This window comes from Hydrogenophaga sp. FG152, from assembly GCF_057809615.1.
Genome location: NZ_JBMDKH010000008.1, coordinates 180,051 through 198,059, shown reverse-complemented (window position 1 = coordinate 198,059; position 18,009 = coordinate 180,051). Strand labels below are relative to the sequence as shown.

At 67.5% G+C, this 18,009-nt stretch carries 21 protein-coding genes and 1 riboswitch; of the genes, 9 read left to right on the top strand and 12 right to left on the bottom strand.

What is annotated here, in order from left to right:
• Nucleotides 1-183 precede the first annotated feature (183 nt).
• The gene (tyrS, locus tag ACODTB_RS12120) at nucleotides 184-1,434 is read right to left on the bottom strand and encodes a tyrosine--tRNA ligase (RefSeq protein WP_291121343.1); all 1,251 of its coding nucleotides are present in this window, start codon (nucleotides 1,432-1,434) and stop codon (nucleotides 184-186) included.
• Nucleotides 1,435-1,637: 203 nt separating this feature from the next.
• Between tyrS and ACODTB_RS12115 the strand changes: the two genes are divergently transcribed.
• Complete coding sequence (locus ACODTB_RS12115; protein ID WP_488929366.1) at nucleotides 1,638-2,999, top strand: M23 family metallopeptidase; 1,362 nt, start codon at nucleotides 1,638-1,640, stop codon at nucleotides 2,997-2,999.
• A 77-nt stretch (nucleotides 3,000-3,076) separates the two neighbouring features.
• Here ACODTB_RS12115 and erpA read toward each other — a convergent pair whose 3' ends face one another.
• From erpA to rplM, 5 genes are all read right to left on the bottom strand, one after another.
• Nucleotides 3,077-3,442 (bottom strand): iron-sulfur cluster insertion protein ErpA, encoded by a 366-nt coding sequence (gene erpA, locus ACODTB_RS12110; RefSeq protein WP_204732818.1) that lies wholly within the window; start codon nucleotides 3,440-3,442, stop codon nucleotides 3,077-3,079.
• An 85-nt stretch (nucleotides 3,443-3,527) separates the two neighbouring features.
• Nucleotides 3,528-3,926: a bactofilin family protein gene (locus ACODTB_RS12105; RefSeq protein ID WP_291121339.1), complete on the bottom strand. Its 399-nt coding sequence runs from the start codon at nucleotides 3,924-3,926 to the stop codon at nucleotides 3,528-3,530.
• Between the two features lie 31 nt (nucleotides 3,927-3,957).
• Nucleotides 3,958-4,665, bottom strand: a complete 708-nt coding sequence (locus ACODTB_RS12100) for a DUF6776 family protein (RefSeq protein ID WP_291121338.1) — start codon at nucleotides 4,663-4,665, stop codon at nucleotides 3,958-3,960.
• 101 nt (nucleotides 4,666-4,766) lie between these two features.
• Nucleotides 4,767-5,159 carry a 30S ribosomal protein S9 gene (gene rpsI / locus ACODTB_RS12095; protein WP_291121336.1) on the bottom strand — a complete coding sequence of 131 codons (393 nt, stop codon included), beginning with the start codon at nucleotides 5,157-5,159 and terminating at the stop codon, nucleotides 4,767-4,769.
• Nucleotides 5,160-5,171: 12 nt separating this feature from the next.
• Nucleotides 5,172-5,603 (bottom strand): 50S ribosomal protein L13, encoded by a 432-nt coding sequence (gene rplM, locus ACODTB_RS12090; RefSeq protein ID WP_291121334.1) that lies wholly within the window; start codon nucleotides 5,601-5,603, stop codon nucleotides 5,172-5,174.
• Between the two features lie 206 nt (nucleotides 5,604-5,809).
• Between rplM and ACODTB_RS12085 the strand changes: the two genes are divergently transcribed.
• Nucleotides 5,810-6,727 (top strand): 23S rRNA (adenine(2030)-N(6))-methyltransferase RlmJ, encoded by a 918-nt coding sequence (locus ACODTB_RS12085; protein ID WP_291121332.1) that lies wholly within the window; start codon nucleotides 5,810-5,812, stop codon nucleotides 6,725-6,727.
• A gap of 9 nt (nucleotides 6,728-6,736) precedes the next feature.
• Here ACODTB_RS12085 and ACODTB_RS12080 read toward each other — a convergent pair whose 3' ends face one another.
• A complete protein-coding gene (locus tag ACODTB_RS12080; RefSeq protein ID WP_291121330.1) occupies nucleotides 6,737-7,396 on the bottom strand; it encodes a CAP domain-containing protein in 660 nt (219 codons plus the stop codon).
• Between the two features lie 182 nt (nucleotides 7,397-7,578).
• On the opposite strand from ACODTB_RS12080, the gene paaA reads away from it, so the two are divergent.
• From paaA to ACODTB_RS12055, 5 genes are read left to right on the top strand one after another with little or no spacing between them, the layout of a single operon-like run.
• On the top strand, nucleotides 7,579-8,592 hold the full coding sequence (paaA, locus tag ACODTB_RS12075; protein WP_488929365.1) for a 1,2-phenylacetyl-CoA epoxidase subunit PaaA: 1,014 nt from the start codon (nucleotides 7,579-7,581) through the stop codon (nucleotides 8,590-8,592).
• On the top strand, nucleotides 8,589-8,885 hold the full coding sequence (gene paaB / locus ACODTB_RS12070; protein WP_291121326.1) for a 1,2-phenylacetyl-CoA epoxidase subunit PaaB: 297 nt from the start codon (nucleotides 8,589-8,591) through the stop codon (nucleotides 8,883-8,885). Before paaA ends, paaB begins: the two co-directional genes overlap by 4 nt.
• On the top strand, nucleotides 8,885-9,727 hold the full coding sequence (gene paaC, locus ACODTB_RS12065) for a 1,2-phenylacetyl-CoA epoxidase subunit PaaC (protein WP_291121323.1): 843 nt from the start codon (nucleotides 8,885-8,887) through the stop codon (nucleotides 9,725-9,727). Before paaB ends, paaC begins: the two co-directional genes overlap by 1 nt.
• 9 nt (nucleotides 9,728-9,736) lie before the next feature.
• Nucleotides 9,737-10,243, top strand: coding sequence for a 1,2-phenylacetyl-CoA epoxidase subunit PaaD (gene paaD / locus ACODTB_RS12060; protein ID WP_291121321.1), 507 nt, complete (start codon nucleotides 9,737-9,739; stop codon nucleotides 10,241-10,243).
• A 4-nt stretch (nucleotides 10,244-10,247) separates the two neighbouring features.
• Nucleotides 10,248-11,354 carry a 2Fe-2S iron-sulfur cluster-binding protein gene (locus tag ACODTB_RS12055; RefSeq protein WP_291121320.1) on the top strand — a complete coding sequence of 369 codons (1,107 nt, stop codon included), beginning with the start codon at nucleotides 10,248-10,250 and terminating at the stop codon, nucleotides 11,352-11,354.
• Between the two features lie 9 nt (nucleotides 11,355-11,363).
• Here the strand turns inward: ACODTB_RS12055 and ACODTB_RS12050 are convergent, their stop codons facing one another.
• The 5 genes from ACODTB_RS12050 to ahcY all read right to left on the bottom strand — a co-directional run bounded on the left by ACODTB_RS12050 (nucleotide 11,364) and on the right by ahcY (nucleotide 15,700).
• Nucleotides 11,364-11,972 (bottom strand): OmpW/AlkL family protein, encoded by a 609-nt coding sequence (locus tag ACODTB_RS12050; RefSeq protein WP_291121318.1) that lies wholly within the window; start codon nucleotides 11,970-11,972, stop codon nucleotides 11,364-11,366.
• 149 nt (nucleotides 11,973-12,121) lie between these two features.
• On the bottom strand, nucleotides 12,122-12,556 hold the full coding sequence (locus ACODTB_RS12045) for a septal ring lytic transglycosylase RlpA family protein (protein ID WP_291121316.1): 435 nt from the start codon (nucleotides 12,554-12,556) through the stop codon (nucleotides 12,122-12,124).
• Nucleotides 12,553-13,383 (bottom strand): methylenetetrahydrofolate reductase [NAD(P)H], encoded by an 831-nt coding sequence (gene metF / locus ACODTB_RS12040; RefSeq protein WP_291121314.1) that lies wholly within the window; start codon nucleotides 13,381-13,383, stop codon nucleotides 12,553-12,555. The genes ACODTB_RS12045 and metF overlap by 4 nt, the downstream gene beginning before the upstream one ends.
• Nucleotides 13,384-13,398: 15 nt before the next feature.
• On the bottom strand, nucleotides 13,399-14,151 hold the full coding sequence (locus ACODTB_RS12035; protein WP_291121312.1) for a TlyA family RNA methyltransferase: 753 nt from the start codon (nucleotides 14,149-14,151) through the stop codon (nucleotides 13,399-13,401).
• 118 nt (nucleotides 14,152-14,269) lie between these two features.
• Nucleotides 14,270-15,700 carry an adenosylhomocysteinase gene (ahcY, locus tag ACODTB_RS12030; RefSeq protein WP_291121310.1) on the bottom strand — a complete coding sequence of 477 codons (1,431 nt, stop codon included), beginning with the start codon at nucleotides 15,698-15,700 and terminating at the stop codon, nucleotides 14,270-14,272.
• A gap of 67 nt (nucleotides 15,701-15,767) precedes the next feature.
• Nucleotides 15,768-15,856: riboswitch (S-adenosyl-L-homocysteine riboswitch) on the bottom strand.
• Nucleotides 15,857-15,958: 102 nt separating this feature from the next.
• Between ahcY and ACODTB_RS12025 the strand changes: the two genes are divergently transcribed.
• Nucleotides 15,959-16,759: an HAD-IIB family hydrolase gene (locus tag ACODTB_RS12025; RefSeq protein ID WP_291121345.1), complete on the top strand. Its 801-nt coding sequence runs from the start codon at nucleotides 15,959-15,961 to the stop codon at nucleotides 16,757-16,759.
• On the top strand, nucleotides 16,756-18,009 hold the full coding sequence (locus tag ACODTB_RS12020; protein ID WP_291121308.1) for an MFS transporter: 1,254 nt from the start codon (nucleotides 16,756-16,758) through the stop codon (nucleotides 18,007-18,009). The genes ACODTB_RS12025 and ACODTB_RS12020 overlap by 4 nt, the downstream gene beginning before the upstream one ends.

Genomic DNA, 18,009 nt, shown 5'->3' with positions numbered 1-18,009 from the left:
ACTCAGGCGCACCACGCAAGCACACAAAAGAAGGAACGCGAGACAAACCCGTCTCGGCTCGGGGGGACTGGGCGTTCTGCGCAGCGGGGTAAAGGAGGAGAACCGGCGAAGCCGGTTCGGGGGACACCCGCGGAGCAGAGCGCCCAGGCGCCCCGAGCCCGCGAGGCAGAAAACGGAAAGGTCTTAGCTCAGAGACACGCGAGCAAACTTCCGTTTCCCCACCTGGACCACAAAAGTCCCGGCAGGCAGCTTCAGGCCCTTATCACTCACCACAGAGCCATCCACACGAACCCCCCCGCCCTCGATCAGGCGGTTGGCCTCACTGTTGGAGGGCGCCAGACCCGCTGACTTCAGCAGCGGCGCGATCCCCAGCGGCGCGCCCGACAACGACACCTCGGGGATCTCGTCCGGCACACCGCCCTTGCTGCGGTTGATGAAGTCCTGCTCCGCCGCGTCCGCCGCCGCCGCGCTGTGGAAGCGCGTGGTGATCTCCTTGGCCAGCGCCACCTTCGCGTCCTTGGGGTTCGCACCCTGCTCGATCGCCTGCTTCAGCGACTCGATGTGCGCCATCGACTGGAACGACAACAGCGTGTACCAGCGCCACATCAGCGTGTCCGAAATGCTCAGCACTTTCGCGAACATCGAATTCGCATCCTCGGTGATGCCGATGTAGTTGTTCTTGCTCTTGGACATCTTGTCCACGCCGTCCAGGCCTTCGAGCAGCGGCATGGTCAGGATGCACTGCGGCTCCTGACCGTACTCGGCCTGCAGATGGCGGCCCATCAGCAGGTTGAACTTCTGATCCGTGCCACCCAGCTCCAGATCGCTCTGCAACGCCACCGAGTCGTAACCCTGCATCAGCGGGTACAGGAACTCGTGCACGCTGATCGGCGTGCCGGCCTTGAAACGGTCGTGGAAATCGTTGCGCTCCATCATGCGCGCCACCGTGTACTTGGCCGCCAGCTGGATCATGCCCATCGAGCCCAGCGGCAGGCTCCACTCGCTGTTGTAGCGAATCTCGGTGCGCGCCGGGTCCAGCACCAGGCTGGCCTGCTTGTAGTAGGTCTCGGCATTGGCCTTGATCTGCTCCGGGGTCAGCGGCGGGCGCGTGTTGTTGCGGCCCGAGGGGTCGCCGATCAGGCTCGTGAAGTCCCCGATCAGGAAGATCACCTGATGCCCCAGGTCCTGCAACTGGCGCATCTTGTTCAGCACCACCGTGTGGCCGATGTGGATGTCGGGCGCCGTAGGGTCCAGCCCCAACTTGATGCGCAGCGGCCGACCGGTGGTTTCCGACTGTGACAATTTTTTGACCCAGTCGGCCTGAGGTATCAATTCTTCGCAACCCCGCAGCGTGACGCTGAGGGCTTCCTGAACACCGTCCGTCAGCGGCACGGATTTCTGAGAACTTTCGGCGTCGTTTCTGGAGGCGGTCATAGGGGTTTTTTCAGATGCGAAGGACGGTGCGCTGGCTAAAATACCGGGCGCGAATGACGGATTTTAGTTGGCCCGCTTTTTGCACGATATCAAGCCAGTTCGTCACCGCATGAGCGCTTGAGTGAACTTGTTCCGCCTCAACCGCTCTTTTTTTGTGCGCGCGGCCCCAACCACTGGGGCCGGCCTTACCGGAAACAACGATTTTGACCCGTTCGCTACTTCACACGCTGGCCAGTCTCGCTGATGCCACGAGCCAAAGCCTCGCCCGGCATCCCCGACGCATCATGGGTGGCCTCGGTGTGTTGCTGCTGGGCACGGGCGTCACCGCCTTCGGCATCGCGCCGCTGGCCCCCGACGCCGCCGACCTGCCCGTGCGCCAGGTCGTCGAAGCCCTCGACGCCCCCACGCAGCAAGACATCCACAGCCTCCTCGCAGCCCAACCCGCCACGCCGCTGGTGCTGTTCCGCAGCGAGACCACCCGCCGCGACGACACCTCCCAGAGCCTGCTGCAGCGCCTGGGCGTGGCCGATTCGCAAGCCCAGACCTTCCTGCGCAACGACGCCATCGCGCGCCAGCTGCTGGGCCGTGCCGGCCGCCTGGTGAGCGTCGAAGCCAACGAGAAGCAGGAACTGCTGCGCCTGACCGCGCGCTGGCTCTCCGCCGACGAACGCAGCTTCACCCGCCTCGTCGTCGAAAAGGACGCCCAGGGCACGCTCGGCTCGCGCCTGGAACAAGGCGCGCTGACCGCCTCGTCCCGGCTGGCCAGCGGCGTGATTCGCAGTTCGCTGTTTGCCGCCACCGACGCGGCCGGCATCCCCGACTCGGTCGCCATCCAGCTGGCCGAGATGTTCTCCAGCAGCATCGACTTCCGCCGCGACCTGCGCCAGGGCGACCGCTTCAGCGTGGTCTACGAAAGCCTGGAAGCCGATGGCGAGAGCCTGCGCACCGGCCGGATCCTGAGCGCCGAGTTCGTCAACGAAGGCAAGGAACACCAGGCCGTCTGGTTCGAAGAAGCAGGCCACAAAGGCGGCTACTACGGTTTCGACGGCCAGAGCTCGCGCCGCTTCTACCTGGCCTCCCCGCTGGAGTTCTCGCGCGTGAGCAGCGGCTACGGCATGCGCTTCCACCCCATCACGGGCGGCCGCAAGGCCCACATGGGCGTGGACTACGCCGCCCCCACCGGCACGCCGGTGCGCACCATCGGCGACGGCACGGTCGAGTTCGCGGGCGAGCAGCGCGGCTATGGCAATGTCATCTACATCAAGCACCGCAGCAACCAGGTCACCGTCTACGCCCACCTGAGCCGCATCGGCGTGCGCAAGGGCCAGCGCGTGAACCAAGGTGACTTCATCGGTGCGGTCGGCACCACGGGCGCCTCCACAGGCCCGCACCTGCACCTGGAGTTCCGCGACAACGGCGTGCACGTGGACCCTCTGGCCATCGCGCGCCAGAGCGAGTCCATCCCCGTGCCAGCCGCCCTGCGCCAGCGTTTCGACGCCGTGGCCCAGCTGCAGCGCATGCAGCTCAATGCCGCCGCCAGCATCCAGCAGGCGAGCGCCCAATAAGCGACCCGGTCTCGACACCCCACAAAAAAAGGGAGCCAGCGGCTCCCTTTTTCATTGGCGCGAGAAAACGCCGTCGGTCAGACGCTGAAGCTCGAACCGCAACCGCAGGTGGTGGTGGCGTTGGGGTTCTTGATCACGAATTGCGCGCCTTCGAGGTCTTCCTTGTAGTCGATCTCGGCACCGACCAGGTACTGGTAGCTCATCGCGTCGATCAGCAGGGAGACACCGTTCTTGGTCATGGTGGTGTCGTCTTCGTTGACGATTTCGTCGAAGGTGAAGCCGTACTGGAAACCCGAGCACCCCCCGCCCTGCACGAACACGCGCAGCTTGAGATCGGGATTGCCCTCTTCGGCCACCAGCTCGGCCACCTTGGCCGCTGCGCTGTCGGTGAAGACCAGCGGTGCCGGCATGTCGGTCTGGATGTTTTCGGCGACTGCGCTCATGGGATACCTCTTGACGGAAATGTGGGGTGGGTGCGGTACACCCGCATGTCCGAGTGATACTAAATCAAATCGCTCGGGTATGTGCTCACCCGTTGTTTGCCGCCAGCTTCAGTGTGGGTTTGTCCTCGATGCCGCCGACCATGGGCTTGAGCTGTCCGGAGATCGTGGCGCCCTGGTGCATTTCAAGCGCCTTGTAGGACACATCGCCCTCGATGTGGGCTTTGGGTTGCAGTTCCAGCAGCTCGAACGCGAGCACCGGGCCCTTGACGTTGCCATTGATGATCACGTGATCGGCATGGATCTGCCCCGTCACGGTGGCCACCTCGCTGACCACGAGGATGCTGGGCTTCTCGTCGCTCGCGCGCAAGTCGCCGATCACCTCGCCGTCGATGCGCAGGCCGTCGTGGAAGAACACATTGCCTTCGATGCGGGTGCCCTGGGCGATGAGGCTCTTGATGGGGGGTTGTTTTTTCTTGGCAAACATGAAGCTCTCTCCCGACGGCGGACCGCGATGGTTACAGGTTGAAGGATTGCATGGACCTGACCGAACTGCCCTGCAGGATCTTGGCCGTCACATTTTCTACCACGGCCTGCGCGGGCACGTCCACCACGCCTTCCATGCGCAGGTAGCCCTTGATCAGCACCGGCTGCGGCGCGGGCGCGGACTTGGCGCCCCAGGGCTTGCCCGCCAGCGTGCCGGTGAGCGTGACCTCCAGCGCGCCCTTGAAGTCGGGCGCGTTCTTGCTGGCCTGGATCATGAGCACCTGCCATTTGAGCTGGGTGGGCGACAGGCGCTCGGCCTGCAGGCCGCGGATGCTCAGCGCATCGTTGCCGGAGCCGGGGATCAGGCGCTCGAAGAAGCCCAGGTCGCTGCGCAGCAGCTCGTTGTCGGCCTGCAGTTGCCGGATCTGCATCATCAGCTGCTCCTGGGTGCTGCGCTCGGCGATCAGCAGGCTGTCCGAGGTGTTGGCCACCGACTGGGCCTCGCTCAGGTCGGTGCGCAGGATCTGCACCTCGCGGCGCAGTTGCGCAAGCTCCTGCTGGGCATTGCGATCGAGCCCGGCGATGTCCTTGCCGAACTCGAAGGCCCAGACCGCCAGCGCGCCCGAAAACCCCAGCACCAGTGCGCCCAGCACCCAGCGGAAAGGCCATGGCAGGCTGCTGCGCACCGAGACCCGGGGCGCACTGACCGTCAGCCTTCTCCGCAACAGGCGAAAACGCATTCAAACCTCTCCAACTGCAAGCAAACGCAACCAGGCCCCAGAAAGCAAAAACCGCCCCAAGTTTGAACTTGCAGGCGGTTTCCGGAGCATGGGCAGCGTGCTTAGCGCTTGCTGAACTGCTTGCGGCGGCGCGCAGAGCGCAGACCGACCTTTTTCCGTTCCACTTCGCGGGCGTCGCGCGTCACGAAGCCGGCTTGCGACAGACCCGACTTGAGCGTCGCGTCGTAGTCGATCAGGGCGCGGGTGATGCCGTGGCGCACGGCGCCGGCCTGGCCGGATTCGCCACCACCGTGCACGTTGACCTGCACGTCGAAGGTCTCGGCGTGGTTGGTCAGCACCAGGGGCTGCTTGGCGATCATGATCGAGGTCTCACGGCCGAAGTAGGCCTGGATGTCCTTGCCATTGACCGTGATCTTGCCGCTGCCTTTTTTCAGAAACACGCGGGCGACGCTGGATTTGCGACGGCCGGTTCCGTTGTTCCATTCACCAATCATCTCAAGGCTCCTTTAGAGTTCCAGCACTTGCGGCTGTTGGGCGGTGTGCGGGTGCTCTGCACCGCCGTACACCTTGAGCTTCTTGATCATGGCGTAGCCGAGCGGGCCCTTGGGCAGCATGCCCTTGACGGCCTTCTCGAGCGCGCGGCCAGGGTGCTTGGCCTGCATGTCGCGGAAGTTGGTGCCATAGATACCGCCCGGGAAACCCGAGTGACGGTAGTACACCTTGTCGAGGGCCTTGTTGCCCGTGACGCGGAGTTTGGCTGCGTTGATGATGACGATGAAGTCACCGGTATCGACGTGAGGCGTGTAAATGGCCTTGTGTTTGCCGCGCAAACGGAGAGCAACTTCACTGGCTACTCGTCCGAGGACCTTGTCGGTCGCGTCAATCACAAACCACTCGTGCGTCACGTCAGCGGGTTTGGCGCTGAACGTTTTGGTCATGAGTTTTCTCTTGAAGAGTTGGTTTGGCGGCTCTTTTCCACGGTCGGTCGTTCTCTGTCGGAACGCTCTTAGGTGGGTTTTGAATGCTTCGCCGCGGAGCCAGCAAATCGCTGCGAAGCCCTCGATTGTACGAAATTCCGGCCCCGGATGGCAAACCGCCCGTCCCCGATGGTCGGGCGCAGAGGGCAAACGGCTACCATCAGGGCATGTTCAGCTACCGACACGCCTTCCACGCCGGCAACCACGCCGACGTGCTCAAGCACATCACCCTCATCGCCACGCTGCGCCATCTGATGCAGAAGGAGGCGGGTCTGACGCTGATCGACACCCACGCGGGCGCCGGCCTGTACCGGCTCGACGGTGACTACACCGAGACCGGCGGCGAGGCCAAGGACGGCGTCGTCAAGCTCATGGGCGCGCTGCGCGCGGCCGACGGACCGTCGACCGAGGCCGTGGCGCCTGCCATCGACGACTACCTGGATCTGGTCGCAAGCTTCAACCCCTCGGGCGCGCTGCGGGTCTATCCCGGCTCACCGTTCGTCATGCACCAGCTGCTGCGCGCCGAATCGCGCGACCGGCTCAAGCTGTTCGAGCTGCACCCCACCGACAGCCGCACCCTGTCCGCCAACATCGCTCAGCTCGAGGCCGGCCGCCAGATCTCGGTGGTGCGCGAAGACGGCTTCGAGGGCGTCAAGCCGCTGCTGCCGCCACCGCCCTCGGCGACCGGTTCGAAGCGCGCCCTCGTGCTGATCGATCCAAGCTACGAGATCAAGAGCGATTACGGCAAAGTGAGCGCCTGCATACAAGAGCTCATCCGGCGTTTCCCGACCGGCACCTACCTGGTCTGGTACCCGGTGATCCCACGCCCCGAGGCGCACGATCTGCCGCGGCGCCTGCGCACCCTGTCGAACCAGGCGCAGAAACCCTGGCTGAACGCCACGCTGGCCATCGGCCAGGACCCGACCCACGGTCCCGACGACCGCCCGGGCCTGACGGCCAGCGGCATGTTCGTGATCAACCCGCCGCACACCCTCAAGGGCACGCTGCAGGCGGCCTTGCCGCAGCTGCTGGCCCACCTGGGCCGGGGGCGCGGCAAATCCCAGGCACTCGAATCGGGCGGCTGAACGCCGGGTTCAGCGCGGCCGGGCCAGGGTCATGGTCCAGTAACGGCCGTAGGTGGTGCCGCTGCGCTGCACGCAGCTCACGCCCACGTGCTGGTACTCGGCGCGCATGAGGTTGGCGCAGTGGCCGGCGCTGGCGAGCCAGCCGCTCATCACGGTCGAGACAGAGGTCTGCCCCGCCGCGATGTTTTCCCCCACCCACGACCACGCATAGCCCTCGGCGGCGATGCGCTGCGAGGCCGAACGCCCGTCCAGCCCGGTGTGGGAGAAGTAGTTGTTGACGGCCATGTCGGTCGAATGCCGCGCGGCGGCGGAGAACAGGGCGTCGTTCCAGGCCAGCGGCGCGACCGCCGGCATCGCGGTGCCGCCGCAGCTGCGCGCCGCGGCCCGCGCCGCGTTGATCTGTTGCAGCAGGCTGTTGCGGAAGTCGGGCAGGTTGCAGCTGGTGCTGGCGTCCAGGGCGACCAGCGTCGACCCACCGCCGCCCGTGCCGGCGCCGCCCGCGCTGTTCGGCGGGGAGGGCACGCCGATCGTCGCATCGGCCCCGCCGCTGGCGCCCGCGTCGCCGCCACCGCCCCCACCACCGCCGCAAGCGGTCAAGGCCAGCAGGACCCCAAGGATCAAGCCCACACCAGCGAGCCGTTGTTCGGAAGGAAGAGACAGGTGTTGCATGCGCTCCACTCTAGGGGCGGGCCAAAGGCGTGGGGTAAGCGGATGTAGAAGACGACCGCTCTTCGGCCAGGCAGCACCGCCGTTCCGGAAACCGTTGGGCGGGCGCTGCGAAATTAGCCGACCGTACGGTCGGCTAATTGACTATACTGCGATCCGCACCCTCATTGCGCAGGAGATTCCGCATGTACACCCAGTCCTTCAATGTGCCCGACGCCGACGCCCCATCCGGTGCCCCGCTCAAGGCCGTGCCCCACGACACCGCCCTGCAGGCGCACTTCGACGCCGTGATCGACGCCGACGGCAAGATCGAGCCGCGCGACTGGATGCCCGAAGCCTACCGGAAGACGCTGGTGCGGCAGATCAGCCAGCACGCGCACAGCGAGATCGTGGGCATGTTGCCCGAGGGCAACTGGATCTCGCGCGCGCCCAGCCTCAAGCGCAAGGCGATCCTGGTGGCCAAGGTGCAGGACGAAGGCGGCCACGGCCTGTACCTCTACAGCGCGGCCGAGACGCTGGGCACCAGCCGCGACCAGATGTTCGACGCGCTGCACAGTGGCAAGGCCAAGTACAGCTCGATCTTCAACTACCCCACGCTGACCTGGGCCGACGTGGGCGTGGTCGGCTGGCTGGTGGACGGCGCGGCGATCATGAACCAGATCCCGCTGTGCCGCTGCAGCTTCGGGCCCTATGCGCGCGCCATGATCCGCGTCTGCAAGGAAGAAAGCTTCCACCAGCGCCAGGGCTTCGAGTCGCTGATGACCATGATGCAGGGCACGGCCGAGCAGAAGGCCATGGTGCAGGACGCGGTGAACCGCTGGTGGTGGAAGTGCCTGGCCATGTTCGGTCCGCCCGACGCCGACAGCCCCAACAGCGTGCAGGGCATGCGCTGGGGCATCAAGCGCATCAGCAACGACGACCTGCGCCAGAAATTCGTGGATGCAACCGTGCCGCAGGCCGAGGTGCTGGGCGTCACCCTGCCCGATCCGGAGCTGAAGTGGAACGAGGCGCGCGGCCACCACGACTACGGCCAGATCGACTGGGACGAGTTCTGGGCCGTGGTCAACGGCGACGGCCCGTGCAACAGGGAACGCCTGGCCACCCGCGTGAAGGCCTGGAACGACGGCGCCTGGGTGCGCGAAGCCGCCCTCGCTCACGCCCGCAAACAACAGCAACGTGCCATGAAGGAGGCCGCATGAACACCCCCGCACTCAAGGAATGGCCGCTCTGGGAAGTCTTCGTGCGCAGCAAGCAGGGCCTGGAGCACAAGCACTGCGGCAGCCTGCACGCCAGCGACGCGCAGCACGCGCTGCACCTGGCGCGCGACGTCTACACGCGCCGCCAGGAAGGCGTGAGCATCTGGGTCGTGCAAAGCAGCGGCATCACGGCCAGCGAGCCCGACAGCAAGGACAGCTTCTTCGACCCGGCCGCCGACAAGGTGTACCGCCACCCCACTTTCTACGAGATCCCCGACAAAGTGGGGCACATGTGATGGACACCACCGCGCCGATCGACTACCTGCTGCACCTGGCCGACAACGCGCTGGTGCTGGGCCAGCGCAACGCCGAATGGTGCGGCCACGGGCCCATCCTCGAAGAAGACCTCGCGCTGGCCAACAACAGCCTGGACCTGCTGGGCCAGGCGCGCCTGCTCTACCAGCACGCGGCCGCCCTGATCAACGCCGACGCAACCCTGGCGCGGCGCTTCGCCCATTTGCAAGGCGCACGCACCGAAGGTGCGGTCACCGAAGACACGCTGGCCTACTTCCGCGACACGCACGAGTTCCGCAACCTCACGCTGCTGGAGCTGCCGCACAGCGGCCCGCTGGCGGGCACCGTCGCTGGCGACCGCGACTACGCCACCACCATCGCGCGCAACTTCCTTTACAGCGCGCTCATGGTGCTGGTGTGGGACCGGCTGCAGGCGTCCGGCGACGCGCAGCTCGCGGCCATCGCGGCCAAATCGCTGAAAGAAGTGCGCTACCACCTGCGCCACGCCAGCGACTGGCTGGTGCGCTTCGGCGACGGCACCGACGAGTCGCGTGCGCGAGCACAGGCCGCTCTGAACCACCTGCTGCCCTATGGCCAGGAGTTCTGGATCGGCAGCGAGGCCGAGACGGCCGCGGTGAACAACGGCACCGGCGTCGATGTGGCCAGCCTGAAGGCCGACTGGGACGCGCTGGTGGACGACACGCTGAGCGAGGCCACGCTGCAGCGCCCCGCCGTGCAGGGCTATGTGCCGCAGGGCAAACACGGCGTGCACTCCGAGCACATGGGTTTTCTGCTCGCCGAGATGCAGAGCCTGGCGCGCGCGCACCCGCAGGCCGTGTGGTGAGTTCCCATCATGCACACCGAGATCCATGACGCGCTCGCCGGCCTGGCCGACCCGGAGATCCCGGTGGTCAGCCTGGGCGAGCTCGGCATCCTGCGCGGCGTGCGCACCGGCGCGGATGGCGTGCCGGAAGTGGTGATCACGCCGACCTACAGCGGCTGCCCCGCCATGGGACAGATCGAGGACGACGTGCGCGCCGCGCTGGCGAACGCGGGCCTCACCGCGCGCGTGGTCACGCAGCTCGCCCCGGCCTGGACCACCGACTGGATGAGCGAGGCCGCGCGCGAGAAGCTGCGTGCCTACGGCATCGCGCCGCCGCAATGCGGCAGCGAGCCACAAGGCTCCACCGCAGCGCCCCTGAAGTTCTCGCGCCAAGCGCTGCGCCGCGAGACCGTGCCCTGCCCGCAATGCGGATCGACCCACACCACCGAGACCTCGCCCTTCGGCTCCACCGCCTGCAAGGCGATGTACCGCTGCCTGGATTGCCTCGAACCGTTCGACTACTTCAAACCGTATTGACGCCATGTCCACCGCCGCCCGCTTCCACGAACTCCCGATCGCCCGCATCAACCCCGAGGCCGCCGGCGCGGTGGCCATCACCTTCGCCGTGCCGCCCGAGCAGCGCGCCACCTTCGCTTTCGAGCCCGGCCAGTTCCTCACCGTGCGCGCCACCATCGACGGGCAGGACGTGCGCCGCAGTTACTCCATCAGCAGCCCGCGCAGCCTGCTCACGCAGCGCGGCGAGCTCACGCTGGGCATCCGCCCCGTGGATGGGGGCGTGTTCTCCAACTGGGCCGCCACCCAGCTGAAGGCCGGCGACACGCTCAGGGCCATGCCGCCCGACGGCCGCTTCACCATCCACAAGCCGCGCGCGGTGCACCGCGTGGGTTTCGCGGCTGGCTCGGGCATCACGCCCATCCTCTCGCTCATCGCCAGCACGCTGGAAGAATCGCCCACCTCGAAATTCACGCTCGTCTACGGCAACCGCCGCATGGGCAGCGTGATGTTCAACGAGGCGCTGCAGGACCTGAAGGACCGCTACGCGGACCGCCTCACGCTGATCCACATCCTCTCGCGCCAGGCGCAGGAGGTGCCGCTGCTCGAAGGCCGCATCGACGCCGACAAGGTGCGCGCGCTGATCGACACGCTGCTGCCCGTGGGCAGCATGGACGAGGTCTTCATCTGCGGCCCCGAGGCCATGATCGAGGCGACCGAAAAGGCCTTGCTCGACGCCGGCGTGCGCCCCGACCGCGTGCACACCGAGCGCTTCACCTCGCCCACGCTTGAGGCCTTGCCGGCGGCCCAGCGCCGGGCCGCCGTGCTCGGCCAACCGGCCGTGCGCGCCGAAGGCGAGGTCGAGCTCACCGTGGTGCTCGATGGCAAGCCGCACGAGCTGCGCATGAACCGCGACGAGCACGTGCTCGACGTGGCCCTGAACGCCGGGCTGGACCTGCCCTGGTCGTGCCGGGGCGGCGTGTGCTGCACCTGCCGCGCCAAGGTGATGGAAGGCGCGGTGCAGATGGACAAGAACTTCACGCTCGAACCCTGGGAAACCGACAAGGGCTTCGTGCTGAGCTGCCAGGCGCGGCCCACCACCGACCGCGTGGTGGTGAGCTACGACGAGCGCTGAGGCTCGCGCTCAGAAGCGCCAGCCCAGGCCCACACCGACCAGCACCGGGTCGGCCTTGAACTGGCCGATCTTCACACCGCCGGCGCTCACGTCGGTCTTGATGAAGACCTTTTTCACGTCCACGTTCAGGTAGAGCTGCTGGCTCAGCGGGATGTCCACCCCCACCTGCAACGCCGGGCCGAAGCTGTTGCGCTTGACGTCGGCCGCACCGCCCAGCAGGTGCACCGAGCTGAAGCGCGTGTAGTTGAAGCCCGCGCCCACATAGGGCTTGAAGCCGGGCGCATCGAAGTGGTACTGCACGGTCAGCGTGGGCGGCAGGTGGCGCAGCGTGCCGATGGCGGTGCCGTTCGAGGTGATGGTGTGCTTCTGCGGCACGGTGAGGATGAGCTCGGCCGCCAGGTTCTTGCTGAAGAAGTAGCTCACGTCGACTTCGGGCAAGCCCTTGTTGTTCATGGCCAGGCCCAGGCCGGTGCCGTCCTTGTTGGCGCTGTCCAGGTGCACGGCGCGGGCGCGCACGAGCACGCTGCCGGCCTGGAAGTCGTTCTGCGCCAGGGCGGCGCCCGAGGCGAGCAGGCAGGTGGAAGCGAGGGCGGCCAGGGCGAAATGCTGCGTATTCATGATGGTCTTCTGTGTTGCGTTGTTGACTCGGGAGAATCCCCGCGTCCATTACAGAAGACCGTGCATGGCGCGGCGTTGCGCCACGTCAAACCGGCCGGCGACCTGGCCCCGTTGGTGCGGCTTGCTTGACGCAGGTCAAGCCACGCGCTTCAGTCGCGCAACAGCACGACCCGGCCCACGCCGCCCTGCACGATGCCCAGCGCCGACGCGGCCGCGCGGCTGAGGTCGATGATGCGACCCGGCACGTGCGGGCCTCGGTCGTTGATGCGCACCGTTACCTCCTTGCCCGTGCGGGCGTGGCGCACGCGCACGCGGGTGCCGAACGGCAGGGTCTTGTGGGCCGCGGTGAGTTCGTTCATGTCGTAGACCTCGCCGCTGGCGGTGCGCCGGCCGTGGAAAGGCTCGCCGTACCAGGACGCCAGGCCCCGCGCGATGACGCTCTCGCTGGCGTCCGGGGTGTCGGCGTCGTCGGCCGAGGCATCGGGCACGCTGCCCAGGTCGGGCATGTCCGGCGCTCGCGTCGCGCAGCCGCCGAGCCACAACAAGGTGGCCAGCGCCAGCGTGACCGCGGGCTTGAGGCTCATGCAAGACCGAGGCGCTGGACGATGTCCGTCGTGGCCCCGCTCTGGTTCATGGTGTAGAAGTGCAGCCCCGGCACGCCGCCTCCGCGCAGGCGCTCGCACAGGTCGGTCACCACGTCCAGGCCGAAGGACTTGATGGACGCGGTGTCGTCGCCGAAGGCCTGCAGGCGCATGCGGATCCAGCGCGGGATCTCGGCGCCGCAGGCGTCGGAGAAGCGCATCAGCTGCGTGGAGCTGGTGATGGGCATGATGCCCGGCACCACCGGGACGTCCACGCCCACGCGCCGCAGCTCGTCGCGGTAGCGGAAATAGGCATCGGCATTGAAGAAGTACTGCGTGATGCCCGAGTCGGCACCGGCCTTCACCTTGGCCGCGAAGGCCTCAAGGTCAGCCTCGGGCGAGCGGGCCTGCGGATGCGTTTCCGGATAGGCCGCCACCTCGATGTGGAACCGGTCACCGGTCTCGGCGCGCACGAAGGCCACCAGGTCGCTGGCGTAGCGGAATTCGCCACCCACGCCGTAGCCGCTGGGCAGGTCGCCGCGCAGGGCCACGATGCGGCGGATGCCGGCGGCCGCATAGGCGGCCAGGCGTTCGCGGATGCTCGCGCTCGACTGCCCGATGCAGCTCAGGTGCGGTGCGGCCGGGCAACCCTCGCCCATGATCTCGGTCACGGCCTGCAGCGTGCCGTCCTGCGTGGAGCCACCGGCGCCAAAGGTCACCGAGCAGAACTCGGGCTTGAGCGCGTACAGCTGCTGGCGCACCGCGCGCAGCTTGACCGCGCCTTCGGGCGTCTTGGTCGGGAAAAATTCCAGGCTGATGGGAAGACTCACGGTCCCCTCCTTGCATCACTTGCTCGCATACACAAAAAACTCGCGGTTGCCGTCACCCCCGGTGATCGCGCTCTCGACGTAGTCGCGCATCCGCAGGCCCTGCTCTTCGCAGACCTGCGCGATGCGATCGCGCACGATGGCGTAACTCGCCGCGTCCTTCACCAGACCGCCCTTGCCGATGTGCCCGGGCTGCAGCTCGAACTGCGGCTTGACCAGCATCAGCATCTGCCCGCCCGGCGCCAGCAGCGGCACCAGGGCCGGCCACACCAGGGTCTGCGAGATGAACGACAGGTCACCCACGATCAGATCGAAGGGCGGCGCGCCGCCCGCCTCCGCCAGCCCCTGGGCCGACAGATCGCGCGCGTTGCACTTCTCGATGCAGACCACGCGCGGGTCGCCCTGAAGCTGCGGGTGCAGCTGGCCCTGGCCCACGTCCACCCCCACGACCCGCGCGGCGCCTCGCTGCAACAGGCAGTCGGTGAAACCGCCACTGCTCTGCCCCACATCGAGGCAGCGCAGGCCGCTCACGTCCAGGCCGGTGTGGCGCAGCGCGCCTTCCAGCTTGAGGCCGCCGCGCGACACATAGCGCGTCTCCGCCGTGTCCAGCAGGCGCAGCTCGGCCGTCTCGCGCAGTTCCTCGCCGTTCTTGGTGACCGCTTTCCAGTCGCCGCCCGACGCGCGCCATTGCACGCCCGCAGCGATGAGCCGCTGGGCCTGCGAACGGGTGGCGGCCAGGCCACGCTCGACAATGAGTTGATCGGCTCTCATCAAAGAGGATCACGGCACAAACGCCAACCCGCCATCCAGAGATGCCGCGGAACCGGCTTTGCCGGGCCGCAGGCATCGCCCCCTTGAGGGGGTCGCGCGAAGTGCGGCGGGGGTGCGTTCAGTAGCGGTAGGTGTCCGGCTTGTACGGGCCGGCCTTGCTCACGCCGATGTAGGCGGCCTGCTCGTCGGTCAGCTCGGTCAGCATGGCGCCGACCTTCTTCAGGTGCAGGCGCGCGACCTTCTCGTCCAGGTGCTTGGGCAGCACGTAGACCTGGCCCACTTCGTACTTCTTCGGCTGGGTGAACAGCTCGATCTGGGCAATGGTCTGGTTCGCGAACGAGCTCGACATCACGAAGCTGGGGTGGCCGGTGCCGCAGCCCAGGTTCACCAGGCGGCCCTTGGCCAGCAGGATGATCTTCTTGCCGTCGGGGAACTTGACGTGGTCGACCTGCGGCTTGATCTCTTCCCACTCGTACTTCTCGATCGAGGCGATGTCGATCTCGTTGTCGAAGTGGCCGATGTTGCAGACGATGGCCTGGTCCTTCATCGCGGCCATGTGGTCGTGCGTGATGATGGACTTGTTGCCGGTGGTGGTCACGAAGATGTCGGCCTTGTCGGCGGCGTACTCCATGGTCACGACCTTGTAGCCTTCCATCGCGGCCTGCAGGGCGTTGATGGGGTCGATCTCGGTCACCCACACCTGCGCCGACAGGGCGCGCAGTGCCTGGGCCGAGCCCTTGCCCACATCGCCATACCCGGCGACCACAGCGACCTTGCCGGCAATCATCACGTCGGTGGCGCGCTTGATGCCGTCGACCAGCGATTCGCGGCAGCCGTACAGGTTGTCGAACTTGCTCTTGGTGACCGAGTCGTTGACGTTGATGGCGCGGAACGGCAACGTACCCCGGGCAGCCATTTCCTTCAGGCGGTGCACGCCGGTGGTGGTCTCTTCGGTCACGCCGATGATCTGGCTGGCCTTGCGGGTGTACCAGGTCGAGTCCTGCGCGAGCTTGGCCTTGATGGCGGCGAACAGGCAGGTTTCTTCCTCGCTGGTCGGCTTGCTGATGACCGACGGGTCCTTCTCGGCCTTCTGGCCCAGGATCATCAGCAGCGTGGCGTCGCCGCCGTCGTCCAGGATCATGTTCGGGCCTTCGCCTTCGGTGCCGGCGGCGCCGAATTCAAAGATGCGGTGGGTGAAGTCCCAGTACTCGGCCAGGGTTTCGCCCTTGTGCGCGAACACCGGCGTGCCCTGCGCGACCAGCGCGGCGGCGGCATGGTCCTGCGTGGAGAAGATGTTGCACGAAGCCCAGCGCACGCTGGCGCCCAGGGCCTGCAGGGTTTCGACCAGCACCGCGGTCTGGATCGTCATGTGGATGCTGCCCGTGATGCGCGCGCCCTTGAGCGGCTTGGCGGCGGCGAATTCCTCACGGATGGCCATCAGGCCGGGCATTTCGGTTTCCGCGATGCGGATTTCCTTGCGGCCCCACTCGGCCAGGGAAAGGTCGGCGATCGCGCTGTCGGCGGTCGGGTTGTTCAGACGTGCATTCATGGTTCGCTCCGGAAAGGATGGACAAACCACATCTGGCATTGAGTCAAAAAGAACTCATCGCACGGGATGTGGATGAGCGTCGTTGCATGGATGGTCCGAGCCTCACGCCCCGCTGCTGAAGTGTTCAGTGGGGGCGCTGCAACGCTCCTCGGATCGCGCGATTCTACCGCACCGGCCTCGATCTGCCCCCTGCCGCGCGTCGCCGGTGGCACCTGCGGCGCGCGGGGCCCTGTGCGACACTGCCCGCCTTCCATGCGCATGAATCCCCTCACCCTCTGGCCCGCCACGGACCGCGCCCGCATCCACGGCGTGCTGACGGACATCGACGACACCCTCACGACCGAGGGCGCGATCACCCCCGATGCCCTGGACGCGCTGCACCGCCTGCGCGCCGCCGGCCTGCCGGTGTTTGCCATCACGGGCCGGCCCGCCGGCTGGAGCGAGGCCTTCGCGCTGGCCTGGCCGGTGGACGCCATCGTGGCCGAGAACGGCGCCGTGGCGCTGTGGCGCGGCGCCTCGGGCGAGCTCAGGCGCGATTACCTGCAGGACGCGGCCACGCGCGCCGCCCATTTCGCGAAGCTGCAGGCCACCGCGCAGCGTGTGCTGGCCGAGCTGCCGCAGGCCCGCCTGGCCACCGACAGCCCGGGGCGCGAGACCGACATCGCGATCGACCACAGCGAGTTCGCCCACCTGAGCGAAGCCGACATCGCCACGGTGGTGCAACTCATGAAAAGCGAGGGCCTCAACGCCACGGTGAGCTCCATCCACATCAACGGCTGGATCGGCGAGCACGACAAGCTGGCCGGTGCGCGCTGGATCGTGCGCTCGCGCCTGGGCCGCGCGCTCGACGACGAAATCGACCGCTGGGTCTACGTCGGCGACTCGACCAACGACGCGCGCATGTTCGGCCATTTCCCGCACAGCGTGGGCGTGGCCAACGTCGCGCGCTTCTGGGGCGCGCTCACGCAGCACCCGCGCTACGTGGCGGCGGGCGAGCGCGGCGCGGGCTTCACCGAGGTGGCCGACGCGGTGCTGGGCGCGCGGGCCGCGGGCGCATGAGCGAGCACCCGCTGCCACCCACCGGCACCCTGCCCGGCCACCCGCCCGCCGAGGCGCGGCTCGGTCTGGTCGCGATCTTCGGCTCCACCTTCTTCGAGCTGGTGGGCTATTTCATGCTCACACCGCTGCTGCTGTTGCGCCTGAAGGGCGGCGGCGAATCGACCGCGCTGGCCGGCGTGTTCGCCGCCAGCGGCTGGCTCGGCGTGTTCTTCATGACACCGTTCGCTTCGGCCATCACGCAGCGCCTGGGCCGGCGGCCCACGCTGTGGCTGGCCGCGCTGATCCCGGTGATCGCCACCGCCGGCTTCGCCTTCACGCCGCTGCTGTGGCTCTGGTTCGTGTTCAAGATCGCCGCCGGCATGGCCTCGGGCCTGCGCTGGGTGCTGGCCGAGGCCGTGGTGGCCGAGTTCTCGCCGCCCGGGCAGCGCGGGCGCTATGTGGGCATCTTCGAGACCATGGTGGGCATCACCTTCGTGGTCGGCCCGCTCATGCTGGCCTGGGTCGGCGCCGACAGCGACGCGGCCCTGTGGATCGCACTCGGTTTCATGGCCATCGGCCTGGTCTGGAGCCTGCTGATCCCCCGCCTGCCCGACGCCGCCGACACCCACAGTGCGAAGGTGGGCCTGTCGGGCGTGTGGCACGCGCTGCTGGCGCACCCGCTGATCATGACCGTGGGCTTCGTCGGCGGTTTCTTCGAAAGCGGCCTCACGTCCATCCTGCCGCTCTACGGCTTGGCGCTGGGCCTGGGCGCCACCGTGGCGGCGCTGCTGGTCTCGGCCAGCGGCCTGGGCAGCGCGCTCATGATGCTGCCCGCCGGCGTGCTGGCCGACCGCATGGCCCACCACCCAGCACAGCGCTGGGGCGACGGCCACCGCGCGCGCCTGGCGATCATGCGGGCCTGCGCCCTGATCACCCTGCTGGCCACGCTCGTCATCCCCTTCGTGGCCGGCACGCCCTGGCTGGCCGCGCCCGTGGCCTTCCTCTGGGGCGGCGCGGGCGGTTGTCTGTACACGCTGGCGATGATCGACATCGGCTCGCGCGAGGAAGGCATCACGCTGGTCAACAGCACCGCCGTGCTGGTGCTGTCCTACACCCTGGGCGGGGTGCTCGCGCCCGCGCTGGGCGCCGCCGCGCTGCAGTGGGCGCCCACGCTCGGCTTCCCGGCCTTGCTGCTGTCGGTCGCTGGTGTGGGCTGGTGGCTGTTGAGACGGACCGTTTCGGCCCCATCTGAAGGAACCCCGCGCGGCTGA